The following is a 16,307-nucleotide window of genomic DNA, read 5'->3' as shown; positions in this document are numbered from 1 at the left end:
AGAAAACTGTGATAATGTGGAAGCGACCTATCGATGAAATGGATGGAACATGGACGCGAACCCGACGCTCGACCAATTGCAGGTGTTTTTGACGGTTGCCGAAACCGGAAGTTTCTCTGCCGCGTCACGGGCGCTCAATCGCGCCCAGTCTGTTGTCAGCTACACCATCGCCAATCTCGAGGCGCAGCTTGAAGTCAGCCTGTTCGAACGCAATGGCGTACGCCAGCCTCGATTGACGGACGAGGGTCGCGCCATGCTGGAAGATGCAAGGCGCATCGTGGCCGGTCTGCAGGAAATGCGTGCGCGCGCCAAGGGTTTGAAGCAGGGGCTGGAGGCCGAGCTTTCTGTCGCCATCAGCACCATGGTGCCGGCGGAAGCCGTCGTTGCGGTGCTTCGCGATTTTCGAAAGGAATTCCCCACCGTTACCCTCAGCCTCAATGTGGGTGAGTTGGGCATGGTTATGGATATGGTGCTCTCCCGCAAGGCTGGGATTGGCATCGGCGGGGCGCTGTTGCGCCAGGATGACGAACTCGTCGTCGAAAAGGTCGGCCATTCCTTCATGCTGCCGGTCGTCGCCGCCGATCATCCACTGGCACAGATCGAGAGGCCGCTGGTTCTGGGCGATGTCCGCGAGGAGGTCCAGCTCGTCGTCACCGATGCGTCGGGGCTGACCAAGGGGCGTGATTTCAACGTGCTGTCTTACAAGACATGGCGGGTCAGCGACATCGCCACGAAATACCAGCTCATCAAGGGCGGTCTCGGCTGGGGCGGTCTGCCCGCATCGATCGTGCGCAGCGACCTGACCAATGGCAGCCTGAAGGCACTTGATCTTGAAGCTTATGAGCAGGGCGAATATCCGATCTTTGCGCTGCGCCGGGTGGATTCACCCGCCGGTCCCGCTGGCCAGTGGCTTGCCACGGCCTTTCAGCAGCGTCTGTCGGCATGCCCGAACCAGAAGGATTTCAACAGGATAATTGCCGGAGGCAAACAGCGGACTATTTCCGTCGCCGCCGAGTGACATGGGTTGACTGAGTGACCAATTGACGAAGGTGAATGGCCTGCCTTATACAGGAAACACGGTCAGCAGTTCACCGAGGCATCGCCGTCCCGCAAGGGAAGCTAAACCTGCATTTTGAAAGATTGACAGCACTTATCCCGTGCCTAGTCGGAAGCCGGCGATCAGCGACACCTCTTCGGAATGGCACTCGAGGGTAAGTCATGCCACGTTCGATCTTTTCCATTGATATCGCCGACCTCTCCACCTTTGCCAAATCGCTACGCGAACAAATCGGCAGGCTGGACCGCCAGCCAAGCCATGTGGAGATGCTCAATCTCCTGAGCCGGGCTGCCGGGTTTCGCAACTTTCAGCATCTGCGCGCCGCGCGCACGCCACCCGTAGCAAGTGGCTTGCCGCCACCGCAGACACGACCGGAGACAATGCCTGCCAATGAGGGCAGGGTGCTGAAGACCGCGCGGACTTTCGATGCTGCCGGTAGATTGGTGCAATGGCCGGCCCGCCGCTCCCAGCAGGAACTGTGCCTCTGGTATCTTTGGGCAAGAATCCCAGCCGGTCGCAGTTTCTCAGAGCGCGAATTCAGCAGCTTTCTCGATGGTCTGCACCTGTTTGGAGATGCCGCGATGCTGCGGCGTGACATGGCGGGTCTCCGGCTCATCCGCCGTAATCGCGATGGCAGCGACTATCAACGCATCGAGCAGAAGCCACCGCCGGAACTGCCACTGTTGTTACGTATCGTCAGTGACCGCAATTGAGTAAATGCCCTCCCGGCCGATGAAGCGCCGGGAGGGCTGCAAGCTCTAAAGAACGAGGCGGAACTTTGCGAAACCTTCGGCGCCGTCGCCGGCATCCTCGATTTTTGCGCCCTTGATGTCAGCCGCGTAATTGCGACCCTTTGGACCAGTCTCGAAGATGGCGGTCGTATTGGCAACTGGGGCGAAGGACCAGTTGGCATCCGCCGACGGGTTAATGGTGCCCTGATCGATGATATAGCGCACGATCACGTCGCGGTTGGTGTCGGGCGCCACGAAAATCACCTTGTCGGCGGCGATATCGGGGAATTTTCCGCCGCCGCTTGCACGGTAATTGTTGGTCGCCACCACGAATTTCTGCTCGGGGTCGATCGGCTTGCCGTCGAATTGCAGGTTGACGATGCGGTTGCTGTCGGGATTGACGGCCTTGCCATCCTTGTCGAACTTTGCCGGTTTGGAAATGTCGATCTGGTAGGTGACACCGTCGATGACGTCGAAATTATAGGACGGAAAATCCGCGTTTAGGAGCGGCGCATCCTTTGCGCCGGCCTCGACCGTGTTGAACATGCCGGCGGACATTTCCAGCCAGTTCTTCACCTGCGCACCGTTGATCAGCACCGCCTGCACCGTGTTGGGGTAGAGGTAGAGATCGGCGACGTTCTTGATGGCGATGTCACCGGCAGGGACATCGGTGTAATAATCCGCACCACCGCGACCGCCAGACTTGAATGGCGCTGCTGCCGAAAGCACGGGCAGATCCTTATATTGCCCTTCCTTCAGCATGTCCTTGATGTACCACGTCTGGGCATTGGAGACGATCTGCACGGACGGGTCGTCGGCCACCAGCGCGAAGTAGGAATAGAGTGGCGCCGACGTCTTGCCGACCGGGCGACGCACATAGGCGAGCGCCGCTTCGTGATCTGCCTTGGCGGCGGCTATGACCTCCGGTTTGTCCGTGACATCTGCAACGACCTTGCGATTGTCGTCGCGGTGGTAGATCGGCCGAGCCTCGGAGGTGAAATCGACGATCTTCCAGCTTTTGCCGTCCTTTTCGAGCAGAAGGTCAATGAGGCCCATATGCGAGCCCCAGAAACCGGCCATCACGGCCGGCTTGCCCATCAGCGTCCCCTTGACCGCATCCGCACCCTCGATGCCGTCCCATGTCTTCGGACCGGGGAAGACCAGATGCTGGTGACCAGTGAAGATGGCGTCAATGCCTTCCACGCCCGCCAGATAAAGCGAGGCGTTTTCCATGCGATCGGTCTGGCCCTTGCCATCGATGCCGGAATGGGAAAGCGCGATGACGATATCGGCACCTTCTTCCTTCATGACCGGAACCCAGGCTTTAGCCGCCTCGACGATATCGCGCGTCTGGGCCTTGCCCTCCAGATTCTTGGAATCCCACATCATGATCTGCGGCGGCACGAAACCGATGATGCCGACCTTGACCGGGCTGGTTACGCCTGCACCATCGCGGATCTGTTTCTCGAGGATGACGTAAGGCTTGAAGAACAGCTCATCCTGCTTGGGATCGGAAGCCAGCTGACCCTTGGTGAGGTTGGCGCAGACATAAGGGAAACCGGCGCCCGCCAGCGTATTGGACATATAGTCGAGGCCGTAATTGAATTCGTGGTTGCCAAGCGTGCCACAATCATAGCCAAGGACATTCATGGCGTTGATGACGGGATGCTTGTCGCCGGCCTTCATGCCGCGCTCATAGGCGATGTAGTCGCCGAGCGGATTGCCCTGCAGGAAGTCGCCATTGTCCACCAGCATCGAGTTTCCGGCCTCGGCACGGATGGCGCCGATGATCGAAGCGGTGCGCGCCAGACCCATCGTGTCGTTCGGTTTGTCGGCGTAATAATCATAGGGAAAGACGTGAACGTGGATGTCAGTCGTTTCCATGATGCGCAGATGCGCCTGGTTGGCTGCGGCGCGTGCGGCGAAGGGATGCAACAGCACCAGAGCCGAAGAGGCGGCGATGCCACCCAGAAGCGAACGGCGAGTGATGGGGTGGAGAGCGAGAAGCGACGACATGGGAACTCCTTCGTATGAAGCTTGCTCTGTCAGGAAAACGACAAGGTAGAAGCAATCCCCGAGGAGTCCATCATCAAAATGACAAGCCCGTGACGGACGGGCCAGTTTTCAACCGTTTGATAAATTTTTTGCCACAAGGTGGCCGCGCGCGCATGGCCCGCTTCGGGAATGCGCTATGTCCGATCTGCGCATTCCCCTTGTCGGAAACGTCTGCTTAGCGGGCGAGAGTCGGTTTTACTTCTTCGTGGAAGAAGCGGAAATAAGACGATAGTTGTGCCAGCGTGTTGGTGGAAAGTTTGAGTTGCAGGCCGAGCCGGTTCATGTGCTGCCATTGCACGACACCCTCGATGAAACCCAGATCTTCACTCTGCACCTTCACCCGGCTTCCCTTGGCGGCAGCGAAAGGTCCGTCCAGTTCGAGCGCCATGCCGGTGGCGGACAGGTCCACCACGCGGCCTCGGGTCGACTGGCTGAAATAGTGCACGGTCGCGTAGATCCGGGTCTTGCTACGGGTCGCAGTGCGGGTCGCCATATTGAGGTTGTTTGTCATTTCGCTACTCAAATCAATTGTTTCCGATGCTTGCATCATGACGTAGAAAGTTTGAGAGCCGTTTAGCCGTTTGCTTAAAATTGCAAGTAATCGCGCGATTATGCTGTGTCGATACGGCACTGGTAGCAATTGTTGCGGGCGGAGCGCACATGCACATAAGCGACGTCTGCCCGCTCCAGAATATGCGCTGCGCGTGAAAGGATTTCGTCCGTCGCCGTCACCGCGCCGGTGCCGTAGACGATGCGGTCGTCAGTGCCATAGCCGCGAACGATATAATCGGGGCTGTTAAGCATCGGGGGAAGGGCATCCGTCTGCGGATAGTGCTCACAGGCCTCAGCGTGAAGAAAGACTGGCCCCGTTTCCGCATAGGGCTGGAGCGAAGGGAAGGGCCGGTAGGCGAGGATCAGCATTCCTTCGCCTTCATTAATCTGGGAAAGGCAATGGCGGCACGGCATGCCGCCTGGAGAAACGGCCTTTTCCGGCGGGTTGCCATAGGCGTCGGCGGCTCCCGCCCGGAAAGCTTCAGCTTCCTTAGCCGGCATTGCTGTAAAGACGAGATCGGTCATGGCGAGGTCCTTCTGTTGGGATCGGCGTTGCTTCTTTGCAGCTATGATCTCGAAACAGACCTCTATCCACCCGATTCTTGACGGGTGATGCAACCAGCCCATTGCGTGACTCGTTAGCATCGGGAATCAGTGGCGCTCCTCGATCCCGGAAGGTCTGATTTTATGTTCCGTCGTTTTCTGGCCGCCGTTCCGCTGGCTTTCGTTTCTTTGACGGTTCCGATCGACACGCAGGCGCAGGTCGCCTCCGGTCTCGATGGCCTGTCCGACGATCAGCTCCAGCAGGCGGTCAATTTCGTCATCGGCAATGCGATCTTCTCGCTTTATCACGAGGGTGCACGCATGCTGATCTCGGATTTCGGCGCGCCGGAGACCGGCAGCGCGCAAGCACCTGCCGATCAGCTGGCGGGTACGCTCATCCTTCAGGCCAACGAGGAATGGCTTGATACCGCACTCGTCAACGCTACCGACAGCTGGTATCTGGCGCGCGAAACGGAGGCTTTGCCCCAGCACGAAGCACCGGTGTTTTCGGCGCTTGTTCCCGACAGGAGCCGCGATCGCAACATGGCCTGCCTGATGGTCGGCCGCGACAAGGACGGCTATGGCGATCTTGCCACCATGATGGGGCTTGCCAATGACGAATTTGCTAAATGTGGCGCCGCCTATCCGCGTATCGCATCGGCGTGGGAAGATTTTCTGACGCCCCACCGCGCGCAGACACCATCCAGATTTACTGTGAGCTACGTGCCGCCGCGCGATCCGGAGCTGGAACCTTACGCCATCATGGTCAAGGAATCGAAGGTTCTCGATCTTATCAGCCGCAGTTTCGGCGTTTACGGCTTGAAAGGCGAGGTCAAGTTGACGGCGAAGTCCTGCGGGCGTCCCGATGTCTACTGGTCGGCCGAAAAACGTGAGATCACCTATTGCTACGAGCTGGGTAAATTCCAGGCGGAGCTGATTGCCGATCATCTCCTCAACAGCGTTACCGAAGACAAAGGTTCCGCCGGCGGGCATACCCCGACGGCCGTCACTCTGGAAAGAGAAATCTGAGGCCAGTTACCGGATGCACGGCAACCTGTCCTCTTGAAACGGGAGGATATTGCCATGCCGAAGGTTGTCGTTCGAAATTTCGCCATTTCGATTGACGGATACGGTGCCGGGCCGGATCAAAGTCTTCAGAACCCGCTGGGTGTGAATGGCGAAACCCTGCATCAATGGGCGTTCAAGACCCGCACCTTTCACCGCATGTTCGGCAAGCAAGGCGGCTCGACCGGCACGGACGAGCAGTTTTCCGAGAAGAGTTTCGAAAATATCGGCGCCTGGATCTTGGGCCGCAACATGTTCGGCCCTATCCGCGGTGCCTGGCCGGATGAACACTGGAAGGGCTGGTGGGGGGAAGAGCCGCCCTATCACGTGCCGGTTTTCGTGCTGACGCACCATGCGCGCGCCTCCTTTGCGATGAAGGGCGGCACCGTGTTTCATTTCGTCAACACGGGCATCAAGGCCGCCCTTGACATGGCGTTGGAGGCGGCAAACGGCAGGGACGTCCGGATCGGCGGCGGCGTTTCGACCATTCGGCAATATATGGCCGGAAGCATGATCGACGAACTGCATCTGGCGCTGTCCCCGGTGTTTCTCGGCAAGGGCGAAAACCTCTTCGACGGGCTGGATTTGCCTGCGCTTGGTTATCGCTGCACCGCAACAGTGGCCGGCGAGGGCGCTACCCATTTGATTATCGACAAAGCCTGAGTCGCAAACTGCACAATGGTTTCATGTGCGATTGCCTCCCACTCCCTCATTCCTGTGACAAGCACAGGAATGAGGGAGGAGTAGTCGGATCTGCTCTACAGCCGGGGAATAGCGCGGACCATCCCCGACGTGACGAACTCAGTTGCGCAGCGAGATTTCCAGAAGCTCTGTATCGGACAGCGGCTCTACCCAGGCCTCATAGGTACCAACAGGCGAAAATCCCATCATCTGGTAGAGTTGCAGCGCGCGGGGATGGTCAAGCGTGTTGGTGGTCACCGTCACGCGCTTCGGATTGTCCTGCCAGGCGGCGTAGAGCGCCTGCAACAGGAACCACTTGCCGACGCCAGCACCGATCGCCTCTTCGAGAAGCCCGAAATAGGAAAGCTCGGTTACCTCGTCGCTTGCCTTGTTCAGCTCGAAGAAACCGGCAGGTGCACCGTTCATATAAAGGACGGTGACGCTGTTCTTCGGGTCCTTGAGGACGGCGGACAGTTCCGCATCGCTCATGCGCACGCGTTTCTGCCAGTGCCAACGTTTTCCCACCCGCCAGTACATGTAGCGGTAGAAGTGCAAGGGAATATCGGTGACCCGCATCAGTGCCGTCTGGATGTTGACGGGGATAGCAAGGCTGACCTTCGGCGGCGCCGTCATTTCAAGCTGCGTGACATGCGCCTTCAACGGCCCATGTGACACCACGGGAAGAGGTTCGGCAGGGCCGGTGACAACAGGCGTGTCTTCCAGTCCACCCCATTCCGACCACGAACCGTCATATAGCGAATTATCCTGGTGGCCGAGCGATTCCAGCGCCAGCGTAATGACGGCGGCGGTAACACCCGAGCCGCAGCTCGTCACCACTGGCTTGCCAAGATCGATACCGGCATCCGCCACCATCTTGCGGATGGCGGTGAGGTCCTTGAAGTGGCCGTTCTCGGAAAATGCGGTGGCGGGCAGGCTGCGAGCACCAGGCATATGGCCTGAACGCATGCCGGCACGCGGCTCGGCCTCGTCGCCGGTGAAACGTCCCGCGCCGCGGGCATCGGCAATCTGCTTTTCACCACTGTCAACGATGCCGCGCATGGTCGATAGCGAGGTCACGCGCTTTTCGTTGAAATCGGGTGTGAAGGTGGCGGGTTCGATCTCCGGCGTGCCGGTTTCTAGCGGCCGGCCTTCGCGCTTCCAGCCGTCAAGACCGCCATCCAGCACGTAGGCCTTGCGCACGCCCATCACCCGCAGCATCCACCACACGCGCGGTGCGGAAAAGAAACCGGGGCCATCATAGACCACGATGGTATCGGTGTCGCTGAGGCCAAGCTCTCCCGCCTGTTCCGCAAAGAACTCTGGCGAGGGCAGGGAATGCGGCAATCCGGTTGCATGATCGGCGATCTTGTCCTGATCGAAGAACACGGCACCGGGCAGGTGACCCGCCGCAAATTCTTCCGCACCGTTGCGTTTATGCGCCGGCAGATACCACGAGGCATCAACGAGACGAAACCCGGCCGTGCCGAGCTGCTTTTCTACCCAGTCCGCCGAAACGACGAAACGGCTCTTATCCGTGCTCACGATGTCTCTCCTGATTTCAGGCAGCAGCTTCAGGCGTGCCGAAACGAATGCGGAACCGCCTGTTCTCCTTGCCCTTCTTTTCTATCTTGGCAATGTGAATATCGCCCACTTCCTGCGTTTCGGAAACATGGGTGCCGCCGCAGGGCTGGCTGTCGATGGTGGAATTTTCGCCGATGCAGACAAGGCTGACCCGGCCAAGGCCGATTGGCGGGCGCACATTCTTGGATTTGACGATGCCCGGATTGGCCTGAAGTTCTTCGTCGGTAATCCATTGCAGGAAAACGGGATGGTTGGCTTTCACCAGTTCCATCAGCTTTGCCGTCACTTCATCTTTGTCGATGGTTTCCGACATGTCGAAATCGACGCGCGATTCGTCTTCGCCGACGGCAGCACCGGTGATTGGCCACTGGCAGACGACGGATAGCAGATGGCAGGCCGTGTGCATGCGCATCAGCTTGTAACGGCGCGGCCAGTCTACATGCAGGGTCAGTTTTTCACCGACCTCGGGGGAAGGCTGACCTTCCAGCGGCACATGGATGATAACGCTCTTGTCGGCGCCATTTTTGGTAATGCCGAGTTCGATGCGCGAACCATCGGCCCGCTCGAGAAAACCGCTGTCGCCCGGCTGGCCGCCGGACGTGGCGTAAAAGCAGGTCTGGTCGAGCTCGATGCCGCCATCCTCATGCACCGCCGTGACGATCGCTTCTGCGGTGGAAAGATAAAAATCGTCACGGAACAGGGCATTCACAGGCATTTCGGCATGTCCTCAAACGGTTTCGTACGGAACCGCAATCTCGCTTTTCGTTGCCAGCCACTGCGGAACCGGAAGCCCCTTGGAGCGCAGGAAATCCGGATTGAACAGCTTCGACTGATAACGATTACCGTAGTCGCAAAGTATCGTCACGATTGTATGCCCCGGACCAAGCTCGCGGGCAAGGCGGATTGCGCCGGCAATGTTGATGCCGGAGGAGCCACCGAGGCAAAGACCCTCTTTCGTGACCAGATCGAACAGCACCGGCAGGGCTTCCGCATCCGAAATACGATAAGAGAAATCCGGCGCGAAGCCTTCCAGATTGGCGGTGATGCGCCCCTGTCCGATGCCCTCGGTGATAGAGGAGCCTTCCGACTTCAGGACGCCATGCTTGTAAAATTCGTAGAGGGCGGCGCCCTCAGGGTCGGCAAGGCCGATCTTGATGTCGGGATTGAAATCGCGCAGGCCGTCAGCCACGCCCGCAAGCGTTCCGCCGGAACCGACGGAGCAAATGAAACCATCAACCTTGCCGTCCGTCTGGTCCCATATTTCCGGTGCCGTTGTCTCAATATGGGCCTGACGGTTGGCGATATTGTCGAACTGGTTGGCCCAGATCGCGCCGTTTTCATCCGTCGCGGCCAGCTGTTTTGCCAGACGGCCGGAAACCTTCACGTAATTGTTCGGGTTGGAATAGGGTGCCGCCGGAACCTCGACCAGCTTTGCGCCGAGAAGCTTCAGCGCATCCTTCTTTTCCTGGCTTTGCGTCTCGGGAATGACGATGACAGTCTTGTAGCCGAGCGCATTGGCCACCAGCGACAGGCCGATGCCGGTATTGCCTGCCGTGCCTTCCACGATCGTGCCGCCCGGCCGCAGCTGTCCGCGCCGTTCCGCATCGCGGATGATGTAAAGCGCGGCGCGATCTTTCACCGATTGGCCGGGATTGAGAAACTCCGCCTTGCCGAGGATTTCACACCCCGTCGCTTCAGAGGCAGCTTTCAGACGGATAAGCGGCGTGTTGCCGATAGCACTGAGCGCAGAGGGATGAATGGTCATGATTGAGCCTTCTTGTCTGAGCGGAAATTAGGTGCCGTTATGTCCCGTTACAACCGCCTCAAGGCAAGAAATTATCTTCCCGCCTTAGGCTTCGCCACGCAAAATTTTGCCGATACCCAATTTTATGCGTTGTTCTTCACTGCGGCATAGGCTGCAAGTGCTCTTTCCCGTGCCTTCCCATGGTCGACGATCGGCAGGGGATAGGTCTTGCCCAGCTCGATACCCGCCTTTTTAAGCACCTCTTTCGGTGCTTCAAACGGCTTGTGGATGTATTTTCGCTCAAGCTTTTCAAGCTCCGGCACGAAGCGGCGCACGTAGTCTCCCTCGGCATCGAATTTCTCCCCCTGCAATATGGGGTTGAAAATGCGGAAGAACGGCGAGGCGTCCGCGCCCGAACCCGCCACCCACTGCCAGTTGGCAGCGTTGGAGGCCGGATCGGCATCAACAAGCGTATCGCGAAACCACTTCTCGCCTTTGCGCCAGTCGATAAGTAGATGTTTGATGAGGAAGGATGCAACTATCATGCGCACCCGGTTGTGCATGGTGCCATGTTTCCACAATTGCCGCATGCCGGCATCCACGATCGGATAACCCGTCAGGCCACGCGTCCAGGCGTTGAAGGATGTCTCATCGTCCCGCCAGCCGAAGGCGTCGAAACTGTCGTTCCAGTTTTTCTCGTCCAGCTCGGGAAAGTGGAACAGCAGATGGTAGCAGAATTCCCGCCAGACGAGTTCCTTGCGGAAACGGCTGATATCGTTGGACGGGATATGGCGTGATAGCCCCTTCGTCGCATGCCACACGGCGGCGGGCGATATTTCGCCGAGCGCCAGATGCGGCGCAAGAAGCGACGTGGCGTCCTTCGCCGGAAAATCGCGGCCTTCCTCATAACCTTTCAAGGCACCATCGATGAAATCATCGAGTTTTTCCCTCGCGACATTTTCACCGGGTGTCCATATCTCGCTGAAACCCTTGGCCCAGTCCGGTTTGACCGGCAGAAGCTTCCAATCATCGAGTTTCTCCGATTTTGGCCATGTCTCAGGTGCCTTCAGGCTCTGCGGTGCATCCGCCGGCGTATGTGGCTCCTCGCCGCCCTCCAGAGCCCGCCAGAAGGGCGTGTAGACCCGGTAGGGACCGCCGGATTTGGTCTGCACCCGGGATGGTTCATGCAGCAGGTGTCCGGCAAAGCTGCGAACTGTCAGGCCGTCGTCCCCAAGCGCCTCTTTTAGTGTCTTGTCCGTTGCCATGCCGGTCGGCTCATAGCGACGGTTCCAGAGGACTGCATTCGCGCCGGTTTCGGCTATCAGCCGGCGCAGCGTCTCCTCTGCGTTGCCGCTTCTGAGCAGTAGACGGCTGCCGCATTTTTCCAGCGCCGCGGAAAGAGAGGCAAGCGAATGGTGAAGCCACCATTCCTGCGCGCCGCCAAGCGGGCCGCTGGATGTCTCACGGATATAGATCGGTATGACGGGGCCGCCATGCTCCACCGCTGCGAGAAGGGCGAGATTGTCCGCAAGGCGCAAGTCCTTGCGGAACCAGACGATAACAGGAGAGGATTTTGTTGGCATGAAGGGATCCGGTTCACTTCCGCTTGAACGAGTGTTGAAACGCTTTGTTCCTCAAATCGCGTAGAATGGAAAGCTGGAGGCACATGGTTTTTCGAGGGCTATTTTTTCGACCTTGAAACCGAAAGTGAAGGGAACCAACTGGAGGAGCCAGCGTTTTTCGCTGGTTAATAGAGCATGGAAGTACAATCAATGTTGCTGAAAGACGTTAAGTGGGAAAAGCCTGTTACCATATCCTTGGAAAACGGTGCTCCCCGGATTTTCAACGGCGTTTACGAGGCCTTCGATTTTCTCCAGCATGAATGGCCACAACGCGGTGACAAGGCGCATGAGCAGGCCCTGCGTCTGTGCCGCGCCTCGCTGATGGGGGACGTGGCTGGAGAGATTGCGCGCGCCGCCTTCGTTACCGCAAGCCGGCAGGCGCAATGCCTCCTGGAGGCCGGAAACAAGGTGGAAGATCAGGGTAAACTTGCATCCTGACAGCGTTGCCGGATTGAGATGTGAAAGGCCACCCGTAAAGCCGGGTGGCCTTGTTTTATCCGCCGCCAGAAACGGGTTGTGTCGAACGCAGGATATGGCATCGTGCGCGTGCAAAGCGGATGAATACGGCAATGACCAACCACTACGGCTATATTGTTTTCCCGACAGCTCTCGGCCATTGCGGCCTCGCATGGGCAGAGCGCGGTATCGCCCGTCTGCAATTGCCCAGCGCAGATGCCGGTGAAACCGAGAAACTTATCCAGAAACGCCTGCCGTCATCTTCCATTGCTGTACCCGACACACGCGCCCGTGAGGCGATTGCGATGGTTACCCGCTATTTCGATGGTGAAGAGATTGATTTTACGCCGGTGGAACTCGATCTTGCCGGGCAGGAGCGGTTCTTTCTAGATGTCTATCAGGTGGCACGGCATATCGGCTGGGGCCGCACGACGACCTATGGCGGTATCGTAAAAACGCTGGGCCTCTCCATGGAAAAGGCCCGCGACGTCGGGCAGGCCATGGCGAAAAATCCCGTGCCGCTGATCATTCCCTGCCACCGTGTTCTGGCGGCTGGCGGCCGGCTGGGTGGCTTTTCCGCGCCGGGCGGAACGAACACCAAATTACGTATGCTGGATCTCGAAAATGCCGGCCGCAGCCGTGCTGACGATGCACAGGGCAGCCTGTTTTAAAGCAATGACAGATCAGTCCACATGAATAGCCGTCTGATTTCTGCCCTTTTCTCGTCAAATTGTCGCTAAATTGTCACAATACACGGACGCCCTCTAACATAAGGGCGAGACGTTTGAGAGTATCCGCGTTAATTCTATCCGCTGCATTGGCTTTTACAGTCGTGGCACCCGCGTCGGCTGGCATGCTGAACCAGGCTGAAAAATACACCGGACTGCATGAATCCAAAAACAACAAGAGCCTGAAGAATATTCTTGGGGCAAATCCCCGCAGCACACCGTGGTGTGGCCTGTTCCTGCATGCCGTTGCCAGCAAGGCCGGGCGCGCATCGCCCAAATCCTACGGATTTGCAAAATCCTGGACGTCATTCGGTTATGCCGTTCCCGTCGCCGCCGCCAAACCGGGCGATGTTGTCGTCATTCGCAACGGCCGCGGTTATCACGCCGGAATATTGAAGAGCATGAGCGGCAAGACAGCGCAAATTCTCGGCGGCAATCAGTCCGGCCGTGTGCAGGTGTCGAACTTCAACCGCAAGGCCATCGTTTCCGTGCGTCGCTGAAGACCGGACCAATTTTACGACGATCCTTATAAAGGCGGGCTGTGGCCCGCCTTATGCGTTTTAAGGCCCCTATGGCTGTTCCCTTGTGCCGGGTGCCGCATCGCGCTGGTCGTCATCCTCAAGGTCTGTGGCGACGATGAAGGCATCCTCGTGTTGCCGCGCTGCCTGCCGGCGTGCGCGCAGGCTTATGGATTCATCGGGGTAAATCTCACTTTCTTTCGATTTGAGTTCGCTGTCGGTTTCAAAACGCGGCAAATCTTCGTCTTTGATATCGAGAGGTTCGTTTTTCTTCTGTTTCGGATCGCTCATGGATGGTCCTCCTGCGGGTTCCTGCCGGACAAACGATCCTGCAGTGAGTAGGGTTCCCTTTTTTCAGGGAAATGCGCATGCGCAATCTCCGGACGCGGAACAATTTCCGGCCATTTCTGTTTTTCAATTGGCACAGTCAAAGCCGATGCGACGCAAAGAGGAGGACGTTATGAACCATGATCGCGAAGCAGCAATCCGCGAAAAAGCCCGCGCAATATGGGAGAGGGAAGGCAGGCCGGAGGGACATCACGAACGCCACTGGATGGAGGCGGAACGGGAGGTCTCGGCAAGCACGGAAACCGGAAAGACCAATGGCAAAAATGGCGCGAAGAAACGCGCTGCCGCCAAGCCCTTGGTCCAGAAGAAGGTGACTGCGGATAAGGCTTCGGCAAAAAATGCCAAATCACCAGCGGTAAAATCTCTTCAGAAAGAGCAAAAAGCGGAGACCAGCCGAAAAGACGACGACCTGACCGAAAGCCTGGAGGAAAGTTTCCCGGCAAGCGATCCGCCGGCACTCACCAACGCGTCTACTTCGACGAAGCGGGTGGCGAAGAAGACCTGAGGTCAATAACGCCCAGCTACGCGCCTATGCCAAGATCGATATAGAGCGAATGCTGCGGCATCTCGCTCGTCATGCCATATTTTGGAAAAAATGGCTCCCCGGGCCGGTGTAGGATCCAACTAGGCCAGGTCGCCTGTATATATTAAAATCAGATAGTTAAAGCGTTGACGCTGCGTAGCGTCAGCGCCGTGTAGTCATTTTTGTATCTAAATTGTAGCCCGATTGGCTCCTATCAAATTCCTGATGCGGTCACTCTGAGTGCCGCGTTTTTTTGCTTCGATAGCCGCCAGATACTCACGCTCGACACGATCAAGCAGCGGCTGTGCAATGGGCCCTTTGACGTCAACGACCTTGGCGGCAAATAAGAGCATTTCCTCAAGTCTCTCAATGGTGACACCCTGATGCGTAAAGACGGTCATCGGCCGTCCTTCCATGCGTAATAGTCTCGGCGCAGTCGCTTCCAGCGTGATGCGGCCTGGTGGTCTGCGTTCAGTTCGGCGCGAGACCGGATGTTCAGGATATGACGGACACGCGTGTTGACGCGCTCGTCGTCGGCGGCGTCTGCGAGATCGTGGCATTGCATAAGGTATCGGCGAAACTCCTGGCGTCCGCACAGCATCGCGCATTCCGCAGCTAAGTCTTTTTGCTTGGGCTGTTGCGATGGTTGTGATGGTGATGGTCGCGGTTGCGCTTCCAATCTTCGGATCTTTGCGAAAGCTTCATCGATCACCATCATCAGTGCGCGGAAATACGTCAGCGATTTTTCGACGAGCTGGCCGTCGTGGTATGGGCAATCCGGGCGGATGATGACTATCGGGAAGATTTCGCCGGTCATGTCATCGCGCTGGCAGATTTCGGCTTGGCTGCAGGCGGGATTGTACGTCCGCTCCCAGCTCTCGGAAACGAGGGGCAGAAGCTCTTTCGCTTCTCGATATGTTTGCTTGGCTTCGTCGAGGTTCAACGGTCGCCCTCCTCCCTCGTTTCGGGCGGTAGTATCTGCTCCTTATGCACATCGATTTTCGTTGTGTTCGGCAGCGTACTACCCGAAATCCAAGAGCTGCCCGCACTTGGGTCACAAGCTTTAAGTCCGTTTTCGCGCGTGGTTCCGTAGCTGGTTGATGGACGATCTTTCAACCCATGGATGGCTCGGATACCGCGAAAGTTGAAGTAGCTACCCCTGCCACCAGAGTCATATCTTGACCGCACAAAATCGATTAGGAGGCTGTGATGACTAGACGAGTAATTATGGCAATTGTAATAATATTTTCTGGTCTTTATTCCAACGCGAGCGCTGATGTTGTCTGTAGAACCGCGTTCATACTTCCAGCCGGAGATGTAGCTTACTTTGGTTCTGGTCGCGACAACGCGACCGCGATGCAAAACGCCGTGAACCAGTGCAAGAGCGAGCATCCAGGCGGCTACGGCACGGGCTGCAGTGTGGGGTCTACGCGTTTCCAGGAATGCAATCCGTATGACGGATGCCGGGTCAGACGAGTCTCTGGGCCGCTCGATCACCACACTAACAAGTGCCTGCAGGCTGGTTTTAAAGGGTATGACGCTGAGCCGGAGAAAGGTCCTCTTGGCGTTGGGGTGTGCTACCGTCAAGAAGAATGCAGCAGGCGCCGTCCAGGCATTGACCCATACTGATATCCTTGTGCCTTCCAAACTAGGCCAGTAGTCCTCGGACATGAGGCTGCGGGTGCCTTTACCGGAACCCGGTGCACCCCACTCGGCGCGATGCATGCGCGTGTCCATCAGCTGCGCGGCATAGCATCCGTCACATGCGGGGCTGATGCGGGCGCAGTCGGTCCAAGGCGACCCGGTGTAATCCGTCCACGAGATTGCCGTCGTCTCAGCCATGGGGATTCTCCAGAGCGGCGGCATAGATCGCAGGGCAGGGCAGGGTGATGCTGCTGCTGAAACGGCGGACAACAACGGTGTCGAATTTGAACCGCGCCTCGCGCCATGTCTTGCCGTAAAGCGGTGCGTCGACGCCCAGCTCGCGCAGCCGCGTCGTCACGCGCTTGATGCTGGCGCCGTAATGGTCGGCAATCTGGGTGCGACCCATGCCCATCTGCGCGCAGCGAATAAGCATCACGGCGGACGGAAGCTTTGCGCCGC

The 16,307-nt window shown here is 58.0% G+C and carries 20 protein-coding genes; 8 read left to right on the top strand and 12 right to left on the bottom strand.

The window, feature by feature from the left end; all coding sequences use genetic code 11:
* Positions 1-49: 49 nt before the first annotated feature.
* Complete coding sequence (locus J5276_RS08830; RefSeq protein ID WP_112154948.1) at positions 50-1,018, top strand: LysR family transcriptional regulator; 969 nt, start codon at positions 50-52, stop codon at positions 1,016-1,018.
* Positions 1,019-1,218: 200 nt separating this feature from the next.
* Entirely contained in the window at positions 1,219-1,770 is a 552-nt protein-coding gene (locus tag J5276_RS08825) for a DUF2087 domain-containing protein (protein ID WP_111795789.1), read from the top strand.
* Between the two features lie 45 nt (positions 1,771-1,815).
* On the opposite strand, the gene J5276_RS08820 is transcribed toward J5276_RS08825, so the two are convergent.
* The 3 genes from J5276_RS08820 to J5276_RS08810 all read right to left on the bottom strand — a co-directional run bounded on the left by J5276_RS08820 (position 1,816) and on the right by J5276_RS08810 (position 4,920).
* Entirely contained in the window at positions 1,816-3,804 is a 1,989-nt protein-coding gene (locus J5276_RS08820; RefSeq protein WP_003512549.1) for a bifunctional 2',3'-cyclic-nucleotide 2'-phosphodiesterase/3'-nucleotidase, read from the bottom strand.
* Positions 3,805-4,018: 214 nt separating this feature from the next.
* Entirely contained in the window at positions 4,019-4,354 is a 336-nt protein-coding gene (locus J5276_RS08815) for a PilZ domain-containing protein (protein WP_003512551.1), read from the bottom strand.
* 98 nt (positions 4,355-4,452) lie between these two features.
* Positions 4,453-4,920: a DUF1203 domain-containing protein gene (locus J5276_RS08810; RefSeq protein ID WP_111783150.1), complete on the bottom strand. Its 468-nt coding sequence runs from the start codon at positions 4,918-4,920 to the stop codon at positions 4,453-4,455.
* A 162-nt stretch (positions 4,921-5,082) separates the two neighbouring features.
* On the opposite strand from J5276_RS08810, the gene J5276_RS08805 reads away from it, so the two are divergent.
* Together J5276_RS08805 and J5276_RS08800 are read left to right on the top strand one after the other, a co-directional pair.
* Positions 5,083-5,967 carry a DUF4344 domain-containing metallopeptidase gene (locus tag J5276_RS08805; RefSeq protein ID WP_013635909.1) on the top strand — a complete coding sequence of 295 codons (885 nt, stop codon included), beginning with the start codon at positions 5,083-5,085 and terminating at the stop codon, positions 5,965-5,967.
* 54 nt (positions 5,968-6,021) lie between these two features.
* Positions 6,022-6,666 (top strand): dihydrofolate reductase family protein, encoded by a 645-nt coding sequence (locus tag J5276_RS08800; RefSeq protein WP_112154947.1) that lies wholly within the window; start codon positions 6,022-6,024, stop codon positions 6,664-6,666.
* 138 nt (positions 6,667-6,804) lie between these two features.
* Here the strand turns inward: J5276_RS08800 and sseA are convergent, their stop codons facing one another.
* The 4 genes from sseA to J5276_RS08780 all read right to left on the bottom strand — a co-directional run bounded on the left by sseA (position 6,805) and on the right by J5276_RS08780 (position 11,592).
* Complete coding sequence (sseA, locus tag J5276_RS08795) at positions 6,805-8,226, bottom strand: 3-mercaptopyruvate sulfurtransferase (RefSeq protein WP_112154946.1); 1,422 nt, start codon at positions 8,224-8,226, stop codon at positions 6,805-6,807.
* 16 nt (positions 8,227-8,242) lie between these two features.
* Entirely contained in the window at positions 8,243-8,980 is a 738-nt protein-coding gene (locus tag J5276_RS08790; RefSeq protein WP_003512557.1) for an alanyl-tRNA editing protein, read from the bottom strand.
* 12 nt (positions 8,981-8,992) lie between these two features.
* Positions 8,993-10,030: a cysteine synthase A gene (locus J5276_RS08785; RefSeq protein WP_003512558.1), complete on the bottom strand. Its 1,038-nt coding sequence runs from the start codon at positions 10,028-10,030 to the stop codon at positions 8,993-8,995.
* A 122-nt stretch (positions 10,031-10,152) separates the two neighbouring features.
* Complete coding sequence (locus J5276_RS08780; RefSeq protein ID WP_112154945.1) at positions 10,153-11,592, bottom strand: deoxyribodipyrimidine photo-lyase; 1,440 nt, start codon at positions 11,590-11,592, stop codon at positions 10,153-10,155.
* A gap of 189 nt (positions 11,593-11,781) precedes the next feature.
* Between J5276_RS08780 and J5276_RS08775 the strand changes: the two genes are divergently transcribed.
* The 3 genes from J5276_RS08775 to J5276_RS08765 all read left to right on the top strand — a co-directional run bounded on the left by J5276_RS08775 (position 11,782) and on the right by J5276_RS08765 (position 13,315).
* Positions 11,782-12,069 (top strand): DUF982 domain-containing protein, encoded by a 288-nt coding sequence (locus tag J5276_RS08775; RefSeq protein WP_003512562.1) that lies wholly within the window; start codon positions 11,782-11,784, stop codon positions 12,067-12,069.
* Between the two features lie 131 nt (positions 12,070-12,200).
* Positions 12,201-12,758: a methylated-DNA--[protein]-cysteine S-methyltransferase gene (locus J5276_RS08770; RefSeq protein ID WP_111783320.1), complete on the top strand. Its 558-nt coding sequence runs from the start codon at positions 12,201-12,203 to the stop codon at positions 12,756-12,758.
* A 113-nt stretch (positions 12,759-12,871) separates the two neighbouring features.
* Entirely contained in the window at positions 12,872-13,315 is a 444-nt protein-coding gene (locus J5276_RS08765) for a TIGR02594 family protein (RefSeq protein ID WP_025593218.1), read from the top strand.
* A gap of 69 nt (positions 13,316-13,384) precedes the next feature.
* Here J5276_RS08765 and J5276_RS08760 read toward each other — a convergent pair whose 3' ends face one another.
* Positions 13,385-13,624 carry a hypothetical protein gene (locus J5276_RS08760; RefSeq protein ID WP_013635919.1) on the bottom strand — a complete coding sequence of 80 codons (240 nt, stop codon included), beginning with the start codon at positions 13,622-13,624 and terminating at the stop codon, positions 13,385-13,387.
* A 169-nt stretch (positions 13,625-13,793) separates the two neighbouring features.
* Here J5276_RS08760 and J5276_RS08755 point away from each other — a divergent pair, with 169 nt between their 5' ends.
* Complete coding sequence (locus tag J5276_RS08755; protein ID WP_112154944.1) at positions 13,794-14,186, top strand: DUF2934 domain-containing protein; 393 nt, start codon at positions 13,794-13,796, stop codon at positions 14,184-14,186.
* Positions 14,187-14,392: 206 nt separating this feature from the next.
* Here the strand turns inward: J5276_RS08755 and J5276_RS08750 are convergent, their stop codons facing one another.
* Genes J5276_RS08750 through J5276_RS08735 form a run of 4 tightly spaced genes read right to left on the bottom strand, consistent with a single transcriptional unit; the run spans position 14,393 to position 16,254 of the window.
* Positions 14,393-14,605 (bottom strand): hypothetical protein, encoded by a 213-nt coding sequence (locus tag J5276_RS08750; protein WP_112178806.1) that lies wholly within the window; start codon positions 14,603-14,605, stop codon positions 14,393-14,395.
* Positions 14,602-15,147, bottom strand: a complete 546-nt coding sequence (locus J5276_RS08745; protein WP_112178807.1) for a hypothetical protein — start codon at positions 15,145-15,147, stop codon at positions 14,602-14,604. The genes J5276_RS08750 and J5276_RS08745 overlap by 4 nt, the downstream gene beginning before the upstream one ends.
* Positions 15,144-16,046, bottom strand: a complete 903-nt coding sequence (locus tag J5276_RS08740) for a DUF5131 family protein (protein WP_112178808.1) — start codon at positions 16,044-16,046, stop codon at positions 15,144-15,146. Before J5276_RS08740 ends, J5276_RS08745 begins: the two co-directional genes overlap by 4 nt.
* A complete protein-coding gene (locus J5276_RS08735; protein ID WP_162632960.1) occupies positions 16,039-16,254 on the bottom strand; it encodes a hypothetical protein in 216 nt (71 codons plus the stop codon). The genes J5276_RS08740 and J5276_RS08735 overlap by 8 nt, the downstream gene beginning before the upstream one ends.
* Between the last annotated feature and the right edge of the window lie 53 nt (positions 16,255-16,307).

It is taken from the genome of Agrobacterium sp. S7/73, assembly GCF_019355535.1.
GTDB lineage: Bacteria > Pseudomonadota > Alphaproteobacteria > Rhizobiales > Rhizobiaceae > Agrobacterium > Agrobacterium tumefaciens.
Note: the sequence above shows the minus strand (reverse complement) of the source record. Positions and strands in the feature narration are given on the sequence as shown.

Coding starts and splice junctions, on each gene's coding strand:
- J5276_RS08740 (WP_112178808.1), bottom strand. CDS start 16,046: ATGGCTGAGACGACGGCAATCTCGTGGACGGATTACACCGGGTCGCCT.
- J5276_RS08820 (WP_003512549.1), bottom strand. CDS start 3,804: ATGTCGTCGCTTCTCGCTCTCCACCCCATCACTCGCCGTTCGCTTCTG.
- J5276_RS08760 (WP_013635919.1), bottom strand. CDS start 13,624: ATGAGCGATCCGAAACAGAAGAAAAACGAACCTCTCGATATCAAAGAC.
- J5276_RS08770 (WP_111783320.1), top strand. CDS start 12,201: ATGACCAACCACTACGGCTATATTGTTTTCCCGACAGCTCTCGGCCAT.
- J5276_RS08775 (WP_003512562.1), top strand. CDS start 11,782: ATGTTGCTGAAAGACGTTAAGTGGGAAAAGCCTGTTACCATATCCTTG.
- J5276_RS08810 (WP_111783150.1), bottom strand. CDS start 4,920: ATGACCGATCTCGTCTTTACAGCAATGCCGGCTAAGGAAGCTGAAGCT.
- J5276_RS08785 (WP_003512558.1), bottom strand. CDS start 10,030: ATGACCATTCATCCCTCTGCGCTCAGTGCTATCGGCAACACGCCGCTT.
- J5276_RS08790 (WP_003512557.1), bottom strand. CDS start 8,980: ATGCCTGTGAATGCCCTGTTCCGTGACGATTTTTATCTTTCCACCGCA.
- J5276_RS08830 (WP_112154948.1), top strand. CDS start 50: ATGGACGCGAACCCGACGCTCGACCAATTGCAGGTGTTTTTGACGGTT.
- J5276_RS08755 (WP_112154944.1), top strand. CDS start 13,794: ATGAACCATGATCGCGAAGCAGCAATCCGCGAAAAAGCCCGCGCAATA.
- J5276_RS08750 (WP_112178806.1), bottom strand. CDS start 14,605: ATGACCGTCTTTACGCATCAGGGTGTCACCATTGAGAGACTTGAGGAA.
- J5276_RS08815 (WP_003512551.1), bottom strand. CDS start 4,354: ATGACAAACAACCTCAATATGGCGACCCGCACTGCGACCCGTAGCAAG.
- J5276_RS08780 (WP_112154945.1), bottom strand. CDS start 11,592: ATGCCAACAAAATCCTCTCCTGTTATCGTCTGGTTCCGCAAGGACTTG.
- J5276_RS08825 (WP_111795789.1), top strand. CDS start 1,219: ATGCCACGTTCGATCTTTTCCATTGATATCGCCGACCTCTCCACCTTT.
- J5276_RS08735 (WP_162632960.1), bottom strand. CDS start 16,254: ATGGGTCGCACCCAGATTGCCGACCATTACGGCGCCAGCATCAAGCGC.
- J5276_RS08805 (WP_013635909.1), top strand. CDS start 5,083: ATGTTCCGTCGTTTTCTGGCCGCCGTTCCGCTGGCTTTCGTTTCTTTG.
- J5276_RS08800 (WP_112154947.1), top strand. CDS start 6,022: ATGCCGAAGGTTGTCGTTCGAAATTTCGCCATTTCGATTGACGGATAC.